The organism is Azospirillum agricola, assembly GCF_017876095.1.
In the GTDB taxonomy this organism is placed as follows: domain Bacteria; phylum Pseudomonadota; class Alphaproteobacteria; order Azospirillales; family Azospirillaceae; genus Azospirillum; species Azospirillum agricola.
In genome coordinates this window covers 38,512-52,407 of the sequence record NZ_JAGINM010000025.1, presented here as the reverse complement: position 1 = coordinate 52,407, position 13,896 = coordinate 38,512, and the positions used below count along the sequence as shown (strand labels likewise).

The 13,896-nt window shown below is 70.4% G+C and carries 17 protein-coding genes; 7 read left to right on the top strand and 10 right to left on the bottom strand.

Translation table 11 applies throughout. The features are described from left to right. Window positions 1-12 precede the first annotated feature (12 nt). The gene (locus J2847_RS28060; protein WP_085555694.1) at window positions 13-279 is read right to left on the bottom strand and encodes a flagellar biosynthetic protein FliQ; all 267 of its coding nucleotides are present in this window, start codon (window positions 277-279) and stop codon (window positions 13-15) included. Between the two features lie 89 nt (window positions 280-368). Here J2847_RS28060 and J2847_RS28055 point away from each other — a divergent pair, with 89 nt between their 5' ends. After that, window positions 369-1,256: a methyltransferase domain-containing protein gene (locus J2847_RS28055; RefSeq protein ID WP_209782045.1), complete on the top strand. Its 888-nt coding sequence runs from the start codon at window positions 369-371 to the stop codon at window positions 1,254-1,256. A 118-nt stretch (window positions 1,257-1,374) separates the two neighbouring features. On the opposite strand, the gene catB is transcribed toward J2847_RS28055, so the two are convergent. The 4 genes from catB to J2847_RS28035 form a co-directional block, all read right to left on the bottom strand. Beyond that, window positions 1,375-2,010 carry a type B chloramphenicol O-acetyltransferase gene (gene catB / locus J2847_RS28050; protein ID WP_209782044.1) on the bottom strand — a complete coding sequence of 212 codons (636 nt, stop codon included), beginning with the start codon at window positions 2,008-2,010 and terminating at the stop codon, window positions 1,375-1,377. A 235-nt stretch (window positions 2,011-2,245) separates the two neighbouring features. Further along, a complete protein-coding gene (locus J2847_RS28045) occupies window positions 2,246-3,016 on the bottom strand; it encodes a sulfite exporter TauE/SafE family protein (protein ID WP_209782043.1) in 771 nt (256 codons plus the stop codon). 129 nt (window positions 3,017-3,145) lie between these two features. Next, window positions 3,146-3,781, bottom strand: coding sequence for a hypothetical protein (locus tag J2847_RS28040; protein WP_209782042.1), 636 nt, complete (start codon window positions 3,779-3,781; stop codon window positions 3,146-3,148). 85 nt (window positions 3,782-3,866) lie between these two features. Then, complete coding sequence (locus tag J2847_RS28035) at window positions 3,867-4,016, bottom strand: hypothetical protein (RefSeq protein WP_179166197.1); 150 nt, start codon at window positions 4,014-4,016, stop codon at window positions 3,867-3,869. 114 nt (window positions 4,017-4,130) lie between these two features. Between J2847_RS28035 and J2847_RS28030 the strand changes: the two genes are divergently transcribed. Further along, the gene (locus J2847_RS28030; RefSeq protein WP_209782041.1) at window positions 4,131-4,694 is read left to right on the top strand and encodes an ankyrin repeat domain-containing protein; all 564 of its coding nucleotides are present in this window, start codon (window positions 4,131-4,133) and stop codon (window positions 4,692-4,694) included. Between the two features lie 19 nt (window positions 4,695-4,713). Then, window positions 4,714-5,694: a cobalamin biosynthesis protein CobD/CbiB gene (locus tag J2847_RS28025; protein WP_209782040.1), complete on the top strand. Its 981-nt coding sequence runs from the start codon at window positions 4,714-4,716 to the stop codon at window positions 5,692-5,694. 157 nt (window positions 5,695-5,851) lie between these two features. Here J2847_RS28025 and J2847_RS28020 read toward each other — a convergent pair whose 3' ends face one another. The 3 genes from J2847_RS28020 to htpX form a co-directional block, all read right to left on the bottom strand. Beyond that, the gene (locus tag J2847_RS28020; protein WP_233474843.1) at window positions 5,852-6,568 is read right to left on the bottom strand and encodes a hypothetical protein; all 717 of its coding nucleotides are present in this window, start codon (window positions 6,566-6,568) and stop codon (window positions 5,852-5,854) included. Window positions 6,569-6,587: 19 nt separating this feature from the next. Continuing rightward, window positions 6,588-7,520 carry a DHH family phosphoesterase gene (locus J2847_RS28015; protein WP_209782038.1) on the bottom strand — a complete coding sequence of 311 codons (933 nt, stop codon included), beginning with the start codon at window positions 7,518-7,520 and terminating at the stop codon, window positions 6,588-6,590. A 96-nt stretch (window positions 7,521-7,616) separates the two neighbouring features. After that, window positions 7,617-8,540: a zinc metalloprotease HtpX gene (htpX, locus tag J2847_RS28010; protein ID WP_209782037.1), complete on the bottom strand. Its 924-nt coding sequence runs from the start codon at window positions 8,538-8,540 to the stop codon at window positions 7,617-7,619. Window positions 8,541-8,647: 107 nt separating this feature from the next. On the opposite strand from htpX, the gene J2847_RS28005 reads away from it, so the two are divergent. Together J2847_RS28005 and J2847_RS28000 are read left to right on the top strand one after the other, a co-directional pair. Further along, a complete protein-coding gene (locus J2847_RS28005) occupies window positions 8,648-8,872 on the top strand; it encodes a succinate dehydrogenase assembly factor 4 (protein ID WP_209782036.1) in 225 nt (74 codons plus the stop codon). A 166-nt stretch (window positions 8,873-9,038) separates the two neighbouring features. Beyond that, window positions 9,039-9,521: a thermonuclease family protein gene (locus J2847_RS28000; protein ID WP_209782035.1), complete on the top strand. Its 483-nt coding sequence runs from the start codon at window positions 9,039-9,041 to the stop codon at window positions 9,519-9,521. A gap of 77 nt (window positions 9,522-9,598) precedes the next feature. Here J2847_RS28000 and J2847_RS27995 read toward each other — a convergent pair whose 3' ends face one another. Next, window positions 9,599-10,519 carry a replication protein RepA gene (locus J2847_RS27995; protein WP_085555706.1) on the bottom strand — a complete coding sequence of 307 codons (921 nt, stop codon included), beginning with the start codon at window positions 10,517-10,519 and terminating at the stop codon, window positions 9,599-9,601. A 307-nt stretch (window positions 10,520-10,826) separates the two neighbouring features. Next, window positions 10,827-11,666: a universal stress protein gene (locus J2847_RS27990; RefSeq protein ID WP_209782034.1), complete on the bottom strand. Its 840-nt coding sequence runs from the start codon at window positions 11,664-11,666 to the stop codon at window positions 10,827-10,829. Between the two features lie 242 nt (window positions 11,667-11,908). Here J2847_RS27990 and J2847_RS27985 point away from each other — a divergent pair, with 242 nt between their 5' ends. Next, window positions 11,909-12,133, top strand: coding sequence for a hypothetical protein (locus J2847_RS27985; protein ID WP_209782033.1), 225 nt, complete (start codon window positions 11,909-11,911; stop codon window positions 12,131-12,133). Next, window positions 12,109-13,875 carry a putative bifunctional diguanylate cyclase/phosphodiesterase gene (locus J2847_RS27980; protein ID WP_233474842.1) on the top strand — a complete coding sequence of 589 codons (1,767 nt, stop codon included), beginning with the start codon at window positions 12,109-12,111 and terminating at the stop codon, window positions 13,873-13,875. The genes J2847_RS27985 and J2847_RS27980 overlap by 25 nt, the downstream gene beginning before the upstream one ends. Window positions 13,876-13,896 lie beyond the last annotated feature (21 nt).

Below are 13,896 nucleotides of genomic sequence, written 5' to 3'. Positions count from 1 at the left end.
GGCCCGCGCCGGCTATTGCAGCATGGCGATGCGTTCGAAGATCAGCAGCGTGTAGTCGCGCAGCGCGATGAAGATCGCCGGGCCGGTGACGAACAGGATGGCCAGCGTCGTGAACAGCTTCAGATCCTGCTGGATCGAGGCCTCGTTGATGTTGGTCACCGACTGGAAGATGGTCAGGATCGCGGCGAGCGCGGTGGTGATCGCCAGCGCCGGGAAGGTGATCTTGATGATGACGATCAGCGCCTCGTAGGTGACGCCGATGGCTTCCTCGATGCCCATGCGAATCCGCATCCCTGCCGGTCGGTGAAGGTGGGGGTGTCCCATGGTAGCACGGTTGTCGCCCGTCGGCGCTGGGGTATAGTGCGGCCATGGCCAGTTCCGACAGCATGACCGTCTTCGACCGCGCGCTCGTTCGCCGCCGCCGCGACCGCGCCGTCTCCGAATTCACCAACCATTCCTTCCTGTTCGACGAGGTCGCGGAGCGTCTGGCCGACCGGCTGGAGGATGTGCTGCGTCCCTTCCCGATGGCGCTCGACGTCGGCTGCCACGACGGGGCGGTCGGCCGGGCGCTGGCCGGGCGCAAGGGGATCGAGCGTCTCGTCGCCTGCGACCTGTCGCCGGGCTTCGCGCGGGTGGCGCGCGGAATCGCCGCCGACGAGGAGTTCCTGCCCTTCGCCCCCGGCAGCTTCGATCTGGTGGTGAGCAACCTCAGCCTTCACTGGGTCAACGACCTGCCGGGCGCGCTGGTGCAGATCCGTCAGGCGCTGAAGCCGGACGGTTTCTTCTGCGGCGCCATGCTGGGCGGGGAGACCCTGTTCGAGCTGCGCCGCTGCCTGTACGAGGCGGAACTCGAACAGGCCGGCGGCGTGTCGCCGCGCGTGTCGCCCTTCGCCGAGATCAAGGACGCCGGCGGCCTGCTCCAGCGCGCCGGCTTCGCCCTGCCGGTGGTGGACAGCGACACGCTGACCGTCACCTACTCCGACGCCTTCGCCCTGATGCGCGAGCTGCGCGGCATGGGCGAGACGAACACGGTGCTGGCCCGCCGCAAGGTTCCGGCGACGCGCGGGCTGCTGTTCGACGCGGCGCGGCGCTACGCCGAGCTGTACGCCGAGCCGGACGGGCGCATCCCGGTGACCTTCCAGATCCTCTATCTGGCCGGCTGGTCGCCGCACGAAAGCCAGCAGCAGCCCCTCAAGCCGGGCAGCGGCGAAATCCCGCTCGGGCAGGCGTTGAGGGGAGGGCGGGCGACGCACTGAGGATTCGGGCGGAAACCACCGTTCCGTTTGGCCGCTCCGTTTCCCAGCGGACGCCCGCCGGTGCCGGTTGTGCCCGCCCGGCTCCCGGCCGAACGGGAGCGGAGCGGGCACGGCCGCGTCAACTGCGCTCGATCGCGTCTTGCCAGTGACGGTGAAGCGCCGCGACGTCGCCGCTGGTCAGGATCGGCATGGCGCCCCGCAACTGGTCGTCGGACCAGTCCCACCATTTCATCTCGAGAAGCAACGCGACGAGGCCGTCGTCGAAGCGTTTCCGGATCACCCTGGCCGGGTTGCCGCCCACGATGGCGTAGGGCTCGACGTCCCGCGTCACCAGCGACCTCGTGCCGATCACGGCGCCGTCGCCGATGGTGACGCCGGGCATGACGATCGCCTCCGAGCCGATCCAGACGTCGTTGCCGACCACCGTGTCGCCCGCCGGCCGATAGCCGTTCCGCGCGCCGGCGAATGCCGGCGCCTCGGGCATCCAGAAGAAGGGAAAGGTGCTGATCCAGTCGTTCCGGTGGCCCTGGTTGCCCGCCATGATGAACGCCGCGCCGGACCCGATCGAGCAGAAGCTGCCGATCACCAGCCTGTCGACGCCTTCGTCCGGCAGAAGGAAGCGGGCGCAGTCATCGAAACCGTGGCCATGATAATAGCCGGAATAATAGCTGTACCGGCCGACGATGATGTTCGGGTTGGTAACCTGCTTTTCCAGAGGGATGCCCTTGAACGGGCTTTCGAAGACGTTTTCCATGTGAGCCACTCACTGCGTGTGAGGCGCCGAACCGGCGGCGTCCCGCCTGCGCGTGGGCGCAGGCGACCAGCGCGGGCAACCTTGCTAGGCCGCTCGCGTTCACGCTCTCCGCGTCAGGCGCGTGAGAGCGGGATGCAGGTGGTACTTGGGCTCGCCTTCATGAGGGGCAGGTGTACACCGGGGAGCGCCGCTCACCAAGGGCAAAGCTTTGCGCACCGGGTCCGGAGGAAAGGGGTCAGGCGACCAGCTTCCAGGCCATCCAGCCGAGCACGCCCGCGTTGACCAGCATGATCGCCGGCGCGACGCGGGCGACCGCCGTCCTCCAGGTCCGCCCGGCGAGGTGCCCGGCGAGACCGACCGCCAGCAGGCCCGGCACCGTGCCGACGGCGAAGGCGGCCATGCCGAGCGCGCCGGTCAGCGCGCTGCCGCTGGCCGCCGCGACGGCGACCGCGCCGTAGAGAAGCCCGCAGGGGATGAAGCCGAGCGCCACCCCCAGCCCGTAGCCGCGCCACCCCGTCGGGTTGCCGAACAGCGGGCGGGCGAGGCGCGACACCCGGTCGCCCCACCAGCGCTGGACCGGCGCGCCGGATGCGATCCGGAGCCGGGGCAGCCACGCCGCCAGGCTCTTCGCCGCGTAGCCGAGGAAGAACAGCGCGGCGAAGGCCAGAAGCCCGACCGACAGCCAGCGCAGGCCGGGCAGGGCGCCGACATGGCCGGCGACCGAGGCGGCGACCGCGCCGATCAGCGCGTAGGTCGTCCCGCGCCCGAGATGGTAGGGAAGAACGGCCGCCCCGGTCAGGCGGTGGAGCTCCGACATGCGCGCCGCCGGGACATGCTCCAGCCGGGCGGACACCTGGGCCAGCACGAAGGGGCCGCACATGCCGCTGCAATGGGTGGCGCCGCCGACCAGCCCGGCCGACAGCAGGGCCAGCAGGAAGCCGCCGTCGCGGTCGATGACCAGGGCGCAGTGGTTGAGGCCGTCTTGCAGCAGCGACAGGGCGTCCAAGGGGGGATCTCCGGATGCGATCCCCGGACCATAGCGCAAGGGCGCGCCGCGCACCCATGACGTGGGTCAATGGGCTGCCCGGCGCGCTCCGCAGGGCTTCTCCGGCACCCGGCAGGGCTGCTGGCGGACTCAGTCGGACCCGGCCTGGGCGACCTCGTGGACCTCGGCCGGGCGGACGGCGTGGCGGTTCAGGATCTCGACCGCCGCCCGCTCGCGCGCCGCGTCGCCGATGTTGACCCACAGCAGGATGCCGCCCTTGTCGAGGTGCTGGAGCATCGGCTCGTTGCGCTTGTCGGTCAGCCATTGCGACAGGTAGGAGCCGGCCGCGCCGCTGCCCACCCCGGCCGCCGCCGCCGCCGCCGCCGCGGCCAGCGCGGTGCCGCCGGTCGCCAGCACGGCTCCGGTCGCCAGGATGGCGCCGACATAGGCGGGGAAGCCGACGGCGACGCCCTTGCCGCTGCCGATGTCCTCCGGCGAGACGAAGGACTGGCGCGGGGCGTCGGGGTCGTGGGCCAGATCCTCGACCTGTTGCGGGACATGGCCCAGCCGGTCGCGGATGGTCTGGTCGTTGGCGAGCAGGCTCAGCTCGTGGCGCTGGAAGCCGGCCATCGTCAGGTCGTCGATGGCCTGCTGGAGGGAATCGCGGCTGTCGAAGACGGCGACCGCCTCGCGGACGCTGCCGCGCGGCGCCGCTCCGCCGGCCTCCGCCTCGCCCGTCCAGGCGCTGGAATCGATCGTCTGGTTGGTGTCGGTGCTGTCGGCCATGCTTCCACCCCTCCGTTCGCGTGCTCGTTCCGTCGGCCCGAATCCAACGGCCCGAATCCAACCCGCCGGACGCACGGAGGTTCCGTCAGGGCTTCCCGGCGGCGGCGGGCGGCGGCGGTGCCGCGCCGCGCGGCTCCGGCATGGAGGCCAGGAACCACCAGAGGCCGAGCGCGATCAGCGCGGCCTTGACCAGCAGGAACAGCGCGATGTGACGGGCGAGCGGGTTGCGCGGCATGATGTCCGTCGGGCGAGGGTGGAAAAGACCGGGCGGCCGAGCATAGATCCTTTTGAGGGTCGGCCCTTTTGGCTAGTATCCGGCCCATCTCGCTGTCAAGGAAGGACACCCGCCATGAAACGGCTGCTGATTGCGTGCCTGTTCGCCGCCGGGCTGAGCGTTTCGGCCCATGTCCCGGCCCATGCCCAGATCAGCCTGTTCCAGGACACCGGCGTCATGCAGGCGGTGAACCAGGGCGACCTGTCCAAGCTGAAGTCGGCGCTGCTGCGGGGCGACAACCCCAACCAGACCGACATCCACGGGCGCACCGCCCTGCTGACCTCGGTCATCGCGGGGAACCCGTCGATCGTCGGCACGCTGCTGGACGGCGGCGCCAACGTCAACCGCGCCGACAAGGCCGGCAACACGCCGCTGCTGGCGGCGGTGGAGGGCGGGCATTTCGAGATCCTCGACCTGCTGCTGAAGAAGGGCGCCAAGGTCGACCAGGACAACCGCGAGGGGATGACCCCGCTGATGGCCGCCGCGCGCGGCGGCCGGGCCGACCTCGTCGACCGGCTGCTGAAGGGCGGGGCCAAGGTGGACCGCTCCGACTTCACCGGGCGCACGGCGATGAACTGGGCCGAGGACGGCCGCAACGCCCGCGTGACCAGCCTGCTGCGCCAGGCCGGCGCGCGCTGACGCCACGGGAGAGGCGGCGATGTTCGGCACAGCCTTCGGCGGTCCCGGCCCGCTGCTGATCCTGCTTCTGGCGCTGGCGATCGAGGCGGTCTTCGGCGACTGGCTGGACCGGATTCTTCCCGACCCGGCGCGGCTCGCCGTCCGCTTCTGCAACGCCGCCGACGCCCGGCTGAACCGGGCCGGGCGCGGCGACACCGACCGGATGGTGCGCGGCGCGCTGGTGGTGCTGGCGCTGGTGCTGATGGCCGCCGGGACCGGGCTGGCCGTCGAGTGGATCGGCTCGTTCGGGCGCGGCTGGCTGCTGGAGCTGCTGGTCCTGCTGTGCGGCCTGCGCGGGCGCGCCGCCTGGACCAGGGTGCGCGCGGTGCGGCGCGCCCTGGAGACGGGCGGGGTCAGCGCCGGCCAGGAGGCGGTGCAGGGGCTGACCCGGCGCCACGCCTACGGGCTGGACGAGCATGGCGTCGCCCGCGCCGCGGTGGAGGCCGCCGCCCGCGCCTTCGACCGCAAGCTGGTGGCGCCGGTCTTCGCCTACGCGCTGCTCGGCGTGCCGGGGCTGCTGGTGTGGACGGCGATGGACGGGGCCGACGCGGCGCTGGGCAGCCCCGGCGTGCGGCACCGGCGCTTCGGCTCGACCGCCGCGACGCTGGACGACGCGCTGAACGCGCTGCCGGCGCGGCTGGCGGCGCTGCTGCTGGCGCTGGCGGCCCCCTTCGTCTCGGCCAAGGGCGGCGGCGCCTTCCGCGCCCTGGCGCGCGACGCCCGCAAGCACCCGTCGCTGAACATGGGCTGGCCGATCGCGGCGATGGCCGGGGCGCTCGGGCTGTCGCTGGGCGGTCCGCACCGCGACGGCGGCGTGGTCATCACCGAGCCGTGGATCGGCGACGGCCGCGCCCGCGTCACCCCCGCCGACATCGGGCGGGCGCTGGCGCTCTACGCGGTGGCCGCGCTGATCCTGGTCGGGCTGGTCGCCCTGCTGCTGTGGGGCGTGGCGGGGATTTGAAGGCAAGGATGTTTGGACACAGATGAACACAGAGAGACACAGATGAATTTTTCTTCGGGGTGAACGCCGTCCCGAAGAAAGAATCGATATTTTTTATCTGTGTCTCTCTGTGTTCATCTGTGTCAGAAAATAAAAGGCGATGCAAACAACCGCCTGTTCAGGGCGCCTCCACGCCACCCGCCGGCCCGGCATCCTCGATCACATAGTGCGGTCCGCGCCGGTCCTGGCCGATGCGCAGGATGAAGCGGTTTCGGCCACCCGCCTTCATCGTCCACAGGCCGTCGTGCCCCTCCAGCGGGCGCAGATCCAGCTCCTCCGGGATGGGGCTCTCGCCCAGCCGCTTCAGCGCCCGGTCGGCGCGGACGCGGTCGGCGGCGCTGAGGCTTTGGAGGGCGCGGGCGTCGAAACGGTCGCTCTTCACGTAGCGGGTGCCGTAGCCCTGGATCGGGCTGGACGGGCCACCGGGATCGGCCAGGACCCGCAGCGCCATCAGCCGCCAGCGCGCCGCGCCGCAATGGAGCGCGGCCTCCGCGTGCGCCGGGTGGATGCGGTCGAGCAGCGGCGGGAACAGAGGCATCAGCTCCCGCCGCTTGAAGGCGACCCGCTGCATGACGTCGTGGACGGCGCTGTCCGCCGCCTCGGCCGCCCGCGGCAGCCCCTCGGTTTCCGTGCGCAGCAGCGGGGTGATGTGGGCCGGGTCGCCGCTGGCGCCCAGCGCCTCCGCCTGGGCGCGCCACTGGCCGAGGGCCTCGGCGATCCGCCGCAGCGCCGCGTCGATCACCGGCCGGGCGCTGTCGAGAGCCCGCTCGCGGGGCGTGTCGGCCGACAGGTCGGCCAGCCACGCCTCGGAGAAGATGCGGTGGGTGGTCAGCATGATGGGGGAAAGGGTGGAGTCAGCCGTCCGCCCGCATGCGGGCGACGATGGCGTCGAGCGCCGCCTCGGCCTGGTCGTTGGGAACCTGGCAGGTGCCGGCCGCCTGGTGGCCGCCGCCGCCATACTCCAGCATCAGCGGGCCGATGTCGGTCTTCGACGAGCGGTTGATGATCGACTTGCCGCAGGCCAGCACGGTGTTCTGCTGCTTCAGGCCCCACAGCACGTGGATCGACACGTTGGTGTCGGGATACAGCGCGTAGATCATGAAGCGGTTGCCGGCGTAGATCGTCTCCTCGTTGCGCAGGTCGAGGACGACGACGTTGCCGCGCACGGTCGAGCAGCGCTTGAGCTGGTCGACGAACGGTTCGGCGTGCTGGCTGTACAGCTCGACCCGCTCCCTGACGTCGGGCAGGGCCAGGATCTCGTCGATGCTGTGGTTCCGGCAATAGTCGATGAGGTCCATCATCAACTGGTAGTTCGACACGCGGAACTCGCGGAAGCGGCCCAGCCCGGTGCGCGCGTCCATCAGGAAGTTCAGCAGGGTCCAGCCGGTCGGGTTCAGGATGTCGTCGCGGTCGTAGCGCGCGGAATCGGCCTGATCGACCGCCCGCATCATCTCGTCGGAGATGGTCGGGAAACGCTCCTTGCCGCCGTAGTAATCGTAGACGACGCGCGCCGCCGAGGGCGCCTTGGGGTCGATGACGTAGTTCGGCTTCTCGCCGACGCGGATGGTTTCCGACAGATGGTGGTCGAAGACCAGATGGGCGCCGTCGACGTAGGGCAGGTTGGTGGTGATGTCGCGGTCGGTGATCTCGATCTTGCCGTCCTGCATGTCCTTGGGGTGGACGAACTTGATCTCGTCCAGGATGCCCAGCTCCTTCAGCAGGACGGCGCAGACCAGACCGTCGAAGTCGGAACGGGTGACGAGCCGGTATTTCTCGGCGACGGACATGCGGGCGACCCCTGGCGGACATGGTGGTTGTGCGGTGCCGGAAAGGTAGTCGCCAACCCCTCCGGCGCGCAATCCCCTAACCGCCGGGGCTCCCCCTCAGCCCCAGGGGCCGGGGCGGTTCCGGCGCTGGGGCATGAAGCCGCCGCGCGGCTGGGCGTGGCCCGCCGGGGGGACCGCCATCGCCCGCAGGCGGCGCACCCGCTCGCCCATGTCGGGGTGGGTGGAGAACAGGTTGGACAGGCTGGCGCCGCTCAGCGGGTTGGCGATGAACAGGTGGGCGGTCGCCGGATGGGCCGCGGCCTGATAATTGGGGATGTGGTTGGCGGCGTTGTGGATGTTGGTCAGCGCGTCGGCCAGCCACAGGGGACGGCCGCAGATCTCGGCGCCGATGCGGTCGGCCTCGTACTCGCGGGTGCGGCTGATCGCCATCTGCACCAGCGAGGCGGCGATGGGCGCCAGCACCGCCGCCAGGATGGCGCCGACCATGCCCAGCGGGTTGCCGCCGCGTTCGTCGTTGCTGGAGCCGCCGAAGAACAGGCCGAAATTCGCCAGCATCGACACGGCGCCGGCGATGGTCGCGGTGACGGTCATGATCAGCGTGTCGCGGTTCTTCACATGGGCCAGCTCGTGCGCCATCACCCCGGCGACCTCCTCCGGGCTCAGCATGCGCAGGAGGCCGGTGGTGGCGGCGACGGCGGCGTGCTCCGGGTCGCGGCCGGTGGCGAAGGCGTTGGGCTGGTCGTTCTCGATGATGAAGACGCGCGGCATCGGCAGGCCGGCGCGCTCGGCCAGCCGGGCGACGATCCCGTAATATTCGGGGGCGGAGTAGGCGTCGACCTCGCGGGCGCCGTACATCGACAGCACCATGTCGCCGGAGTTCCAGTAGCTGAAGAGATTCATGCCAAGCGCGACGACGAAGGCGACGATCAGGCCGGTCTTCCCGCCCAGCAGGAAGCCGACCGTCATGAACAGGGCCGTCAGGGCGGCGAGGAGGATGGTGGTCTTCAGGGTGCTGGTCATGGCAGTCGCATCGGTTCAGGATGGGGCCGGCGGGCTTTCCGCCCCGCCTCGCCGATGATATGGGCTTGGCCGAAGCCCCCGTTCAAGATGGTTGCACGCAGGTTGCCATGACCGACAAGACCCCCTCCGATCCCGCCGCCGCCCCCGCTGCACCGACGTCCCTTCCGGTCGATCCGAAGGCGGACGCCACCACGCCGCCCGCCGGGACGGCCTCCGACGCCTCCGCCCTGACGGGGCCGGAGCAGAAGCCCGGCGAGATCGGCGGCCCGCAGGGGCCGGAACCGACCCGCTACGGCGACTGGGAGTTCAAGGGGCGCTGCTCGGACTTCTGATCCGGACCGGATGATAGGATTTGTGTCTGGGATCGGGCCGGAATCCAAATAGAATACAAAGGTATTCAGGAATAAAAGCCCTTACGCGCCTTGCTCCGGCCGGGCGGGCGCGGTAGTCTCTGCGCCAAGGACACGCTTTCCGTACCTTGGCCCGAGGCTTCCTCCCATGCACGCGCCCCGCCGCTGGACATCGACCGCCATGCTGGGCGCCACGCTGGCCGCCGCCTTGGCCGTGGCTTGGACGTCGTCGGCCGGCGGTGCGCCCGCCACGCTGCCTGGCCCGATCCCGGCGGAGGTCGTCGAGGTGGTGGACGGCGACACCCTGACCGTCCGCGCCATCATCTGGCTCGGGCAGTCGGTGGAAACCAAGGTGCGGCTCGACGGCGTCGACGCCCCCGAAATGCGCGCCCACTGCCCGCAGGAGAAGGCGCTGGCGGAATCCGCGCGCGAGGCGGTGCGCGGGCTGGTCGGCGTCGGGCTGGTGCATCTGCTGGACGTGCAGCCCGACAAGTACGGCGGCCGGGTGCGCGCCCGCGTGCGGGTGGCCGGCGGCGCCGACCTGACCGACGCCCTGCTGAAGACCGGCCTGGTCCGCCCCTATCATGGCGAGCGGCGCCAGCCCTGGTGCGGGGAGTCCGGGCCGAGCTGAGAGGGCCCGGCCGGGAGGGGAGGGCGTGGGGTTAAGCGACCGGTCGCCTCACCCCACGGCGTCCGCCGGGACCGGCCTCAGGCCAGCAGGCGGGCGATCGGCGGGCGGCTGGGGTGCAGGACGACGCCGTCGTCGGCCGGTTCGACCTTGGCGTCGGGGTAGGCGGCCAGCGCGTATTGCAGGGCCTGCACGAAGCGCGGCTTGAAATGCTTCATCTGGTCGTAGCCGGCGCCGAACTGGGCGTAGAGCGACGGCCAGGAGATCGGCTGCGGCCGTTGCAGCGAATGCAGCCGGTAGGCCAGCCAGACATAGAGGTCGAGGCTGAGCGAGCGGTCCTTCAACTGCCGCACCGCCTCCTCCAGCAGCGGCACCGGGTGGTCCTGGAGCGCCTGGAAGAAGGTCTCGTCCAGCTGCACCACGTCGTTCCACAGCGTGCCCTGCCGCTGGTCGCCGAGATCGTCGTGGAAGATCAGGCCGCGCTTGACGATGCCGCCCTTCTCGAAGACGTCGGCGTTCTCGCCGTCCCAGAAGAACTTCAGCGTGCAGGCGGAAATGCGCAGCGACTGTTCGCGGAAACCCTTGAAGGTCTCGCCGCCGACGCTGATCCCCATGCGGGTCAGCCAGTCGCGCATCGAGCGGCCGAGTTCCACCTCGCGCCGGCCGGTGCGCACCGCCTGGGTTTGCAGATAGATCAGGATCATGCGGGCGCGGGCGCCGTAGGGCACGCCGAACAGCTTCACCTTGCCGTTCACCTTCAGCCGGCCCGGCTCGACCAGCAGCGTCACCTGATGGCCGCGCTTTTCCCAGGGGGCGTCGTCGGCCAGCTTCTTGTGCGGCAGGCTGGTCAGGCAGAAGCCGCTGTAGGTGATGCCGAGATGCTGGTTCTCGTCCGCCAGGATATCGGCGGCGATGTCGACCAGCGGGCGTTCCTCCGGCCGGACGAGCGCCCTCGCGCGGTCGCGGCCATGCTCGATCACCAGCCTGTGTATGTCGCCCATCGCCGCCCCACCAAAATGTTGAGGCATCCTGGTGAGCCGGCGGCGGGGGAGTCAATGTGGGGTTAGGCGACCGGGCTATTTGCGGCTAGTTGGATTTCTTATTAGTTGATTCGCCGCTTCTCCCCAGGGGAAAGCCCCGAGTCGCGCCGCTTTCCCCCACGGCCCGGCCGCTTTCCCCCACGCCGGGGGACGGGGAAAAGCGGGCCGGTCGCTTCTCCCCACGGCCGACTCCGCGCAATTCGCCGGGGACACCAGGGCGACACCAGGGCGACTCCGGCGGGAGCGGTCGCTTAACCCCACGGGCGCCTCAGTGGCTCATCAGCACGGGCACGGTCATGTGCTGGAGCATGAAGCGGGTCATCCCGCCCAGCACCAGCTCGCGCAGGCGCGACCGGCCGTAGGCGCCCATCACCAGCAGGTCGCAGCTCTCGTCCGCCGCGACGTTCAGCAGCGTGTCGCCGGCCTCGACCACGTCGGTGCTGATGTGCGCCGCCTCGACCTTGCAGCCGTGGCGGGACAGGTGGCGGGCGATGTCGGCGCCGGGCTCGTCGCCCAGGCCGTTCGGGCCGGGCTTCGGATTGGCGGCCATCACCACCACCCGGCGGGCCTGCTCCAGCAGCGGCATGGCGTCGCCGATGGCGCGGGCGGCCTCGCGGCTGCCGTTCCAGCCGACCAGCACCCGCTCGCCGATGCTGGCGAAGCGGCCGGCGTAGGGCACGACCAGCAGCGGGCGGCCGGTTTCGAACAGCAGGTCGGCGGGCTGGGCGACCGGCGTTTCGCGGTCGTGTTGCGGGTCGGGCTGGCCGACGATGATCAGGTCGGCGTAGCGGCCGCGCAGCGCGGCGGCGGCGGTCGGATCCCCCTCGATGGCGACCCATTCCGACCGCTCGGTCCGGCCGTGGCGGCGCATCGCCTCATCGAAGCGGCGGGCGGCGGCGGCGGCCTGCTCGTCCAGCGCCTTGCGGCGGTTCGCGCGCAGCTCGGCCGGAAGCTCGGCCTGGATGTAGCCGGGAAGCGCCACGTCGGTGAAGGTGTAGAGCGCGGTCAGATGGGCGTCGGTCTGCGTCGCCAGCCGGGCGGCCAGATCGAGGCGGGCCTCGGATGCGGCCCCGCTGTCGACAACGACCAGCAGATCCTTGAAAGCCATGGCGTCGTTCTCCCCTGATGCCGTTGATCCGGGGCGCCGGCCGGGCCAACGCCCCTATTTGTCTTGGCAGTATAGGGGGAAAGCGCCGGTGCTGGCGACCGTTCGAATGGGAAGCGCAGGCATGCCCGTTGCGCGCGACTCTCCCAAAACGGATTGGTTTGGCGAATTGAGCAACCTTGGATTTTTTCCCGGTAACGGGTGGAAGAATGATACTTCTCAGGCGTCGCGGCAGGAGCAATCGCATGGGCACGCAAGATCAATCGCAAAAACAATTCGATTCCCTGCCCGGCCGCAACCCCGGCTTGCGTGAATACTGGAGTATGAAGCTTGATTGTCGGTTCCGATCTCGTGGAAACGGCAAAGATAAGGCTCGTTTCGGTGGCTTTGGTTTTGACGCGAAGGCAACACATCGCGTAAGTGTTGGGCGACGATTTCCTGCTGGTTGCTCCGCTCTTTCCTCGCCATGAATCCGGACCCCCACATCTCCGCGCTGGTCGAAGCTTTGTCCGGGACCGCCTCCGGTGCTCCGGCGCTCGACACGCTGCGCCAGATTCTTGACGCGATGCCGGTCAAGGTCGGGCTTCTCGATCGCGAGCGCCGCCACATCTACGCCAATCGCGCGTATCTGGAGATGATGGGCGCCACGCTGGATCGCGCGCTCGGCTCCACCATCGGCGACCTGCTCGGGCCGGAGGTGCAGCGCAGCACGACCAGCCTGGTCAAGCGCGCGCTGAACGGCGAGGTCGCCGGCTCGGAAGGCTGGATGACCCAGGCCGACGGGCAGCAGCGCTACATCCTGCGCGTCCACGCTCCCCACCGCACGCCGGACGGCGCCATCGCCGGCTATTTCGTCATCATCCAGGACATGACGGAGCGGCGGCAGGTGCAGGACGACCTGTTCCGCCTCGCCTACTACGACCCGGTGACCGGGCTGGCCAACCGCCTGATGCTGCTCAAGCACATGGCCGACTACCGCAACATGGGCGAGCCCTTCACGCTCGTCATCATGGACATCGACCGCTTCGCCGACATCCGCACCAGCCTGGGCCAGGCCTTCGCCAACGAGCTGCTGGACGATCTCGCCCACCGGCTGGGCGCGCACGGGGCCGCCTTCGACCTGATCGCGCGCGTCAGCGACCACGCCTTCGCGCTGCTGGTCGCCGGGCCCTGCGACCGGCCGGTGGTCGAACGCTCGCTCGACGAGCTGTCGGGCGTCGTGCGCTCGGCGCGCTCCAGCTCCGGCGGCACGGTGTTCCTGTCGGCCAGCATCGGCGTCGCCGTGGCGATGCCCAGCCACGAGCGGCCCGAGGACGTGCTGCGCGACGCCGAGATCGCCACCGGCCGCGCCCGCGAGCAGGGCGGCGGCCGCCAGAGCTGGTTCGACCCGGCCATGCACGCCCATGTGGTCGAGCAGGTGCGGATGGAGAACGACCTGCGCGGCGCGCTCCAGCGCGGCACCGACCTGTGGGTCGCCTACCAGCCGATCGTCGAGATGGTGACGGGGGGCCTGGCCGGCTTCGAGGCGCTGGTCCGCTGGAACCACCCGGAGCGCGGCAACATCCCGCCCGGCGTCTTCATCCCCATCGCCGAGAGCACCGGCCTCGTGGTGTCGCTCGGCACCTGGGTGCTGCGCGAGGCCTGCCGGCAGATCGCTCTCTGGCAGGACCACCGCGAGCCGGGGTCGGCGCCGCTGTTCATGAGCGTCAACCTGTCGACCCGCCAGCTCTCCGACCCGAACTTCGTCGAGGTGGTGCGCGAGGTGCTGCGCGAGACCGGGGTCGAGCCGTCCTGGCTGAAGCTGGAGCTGACCGAAAGCGCGGTGATGGACAAGGCGGAGCAGTCGATCCGCCTGCTCCAGGATCTGCGGGCGCTCGGCATCAAGCTGTCGATCGACGATTTCGGCACCGGCTATTCCTCGCTCTCCTACCTGCACAAGCTGCCGATCGACAGCCTGAAGGTGGACCGTTCCTTCGTCTCGGCCATGCACCAGTCGGAGGAGAACCGCGCCATCGTCCGCATCATCATGGATCTGGCGCGCCTGCTCGGCTTCGACGTCATCGCCGAGGGCATCGAGACCAGCGCCGACGCCAACCTGCTGCGGGCGCTGGCCTGCGACTACGGCCAGGGCTACCACTTCGCCCGGCCGCTGCCGCCCGAGGAGGCCGGCAAGCTGGTCGGCGGCGAGCTTCCCTGGCAGGCGCCGCGCTGACGCGCGGGAACGCCCCTTCCA

Bases quoted from the DNA above. Each gene is read 5' to 3' on its own strand.
- J2847_RS28005 (WP_209782036.1), top strand. From the start codon at position 8,648: ATGACCGACAAGACCCCCTCCGATCCCGCCGCCGCCCCCGCTGCACCG.
- J2847_RS28030 (WP_209782041.1), top strand. From the start codon at position 4,131: ATGAAACGGCTGCTGATTGCGTGCCTGTTCGCCGCCGGGCTGAGCGTT.
- J2847_RS28020 (WP_233474843.1), bottom strand. From the start codon at position 6,568: ATGCTGACCACCCACCGCATCTTCTCCGAGGCGTGGCTGGCCGACCTG.
- J2847_RS28025 (WP_209782040.1), top strand. From the start codon at position 4,714: ATGTTCGGCACAGCCTTCGGCGGTCCCGGCCCGCTGCTGATCCTGCTT.
- J2847_RS27990 (WP_209782034.1), bottom strand. From the start codon at position 11,666: ATGGCTTTCAAGGATCTGCTGGTCGTTGTCGACAGCGGGGCCGCATCC.
- J2847_RS28055 (WP_209782045.1), top strand. From the start codon at position 369: ATGGCCAGTTCCGACAGCATGACCGTCTTCGACCGCGCGCTCGTTCGC.
- catB (WP_209782044.1), bottom strand. From the start codon at position 2,010: ATGGAAAACGTCTTCGAAAGCCCGTTCAAGGGCATCCCTCTGGAAAAG.
- J2847_RS28060 (WP_085555694.1), bottom strand. From the start codon at position 279: ATGGGCATCGAGGAAGCCATCGGCGTCACCTACGAGGCGCTGATCGTC.
- J2847_RS28040 (WP_209782042.1), bottom strand. From the start codon at position 3,781: ATGGCCGACAGCACCGACACCAACCAGACGATCGATTCCAGCGCCTGG.
- J2847_RS27995 (WP_085555706.1), bottom strand. From the start codon at position 10,519: ATGGGCGACATACACAGGCTGGTGATCGAGCATGGCCGCGACCGCGCG.
- J2847_RS28035 (WP_179166197.1), bottom strand. From the start codon at position 4,016: ATGCCGCGCAACCCGCTCGCCCGTCACATCGCGCTGTTCCTGCTGGTC.
- J2847_RS28015 (WP_209782038.1), bottom strand. From the start codon at position 7,520: ATGTCCGTCGCCGAGAAATACCGGCTCGTCACCCGTTCCGACTTCGAC.
- J2847_RS27985 (WP_209782033.1), top strand. From the start codon at position 11,909: ATGGGCACGCAAGATCAATCGCAAAAACAATTCGATTCCCTGCCCGGC.
- htpX (WP_209782037.1), bottom strand. From the start codon at position 8,540: ATGACCAGCACCCTGAAGACCACCATCCTCCTCGCCGCCCTGACGGCC.
- J2847_RS28000 (WP_209782035.1), top strand. From the start codon at position 9,039: ATGCACGCGCCCCGCCGCTGGACATCGACCGCCATGCTGGGCGCCACG.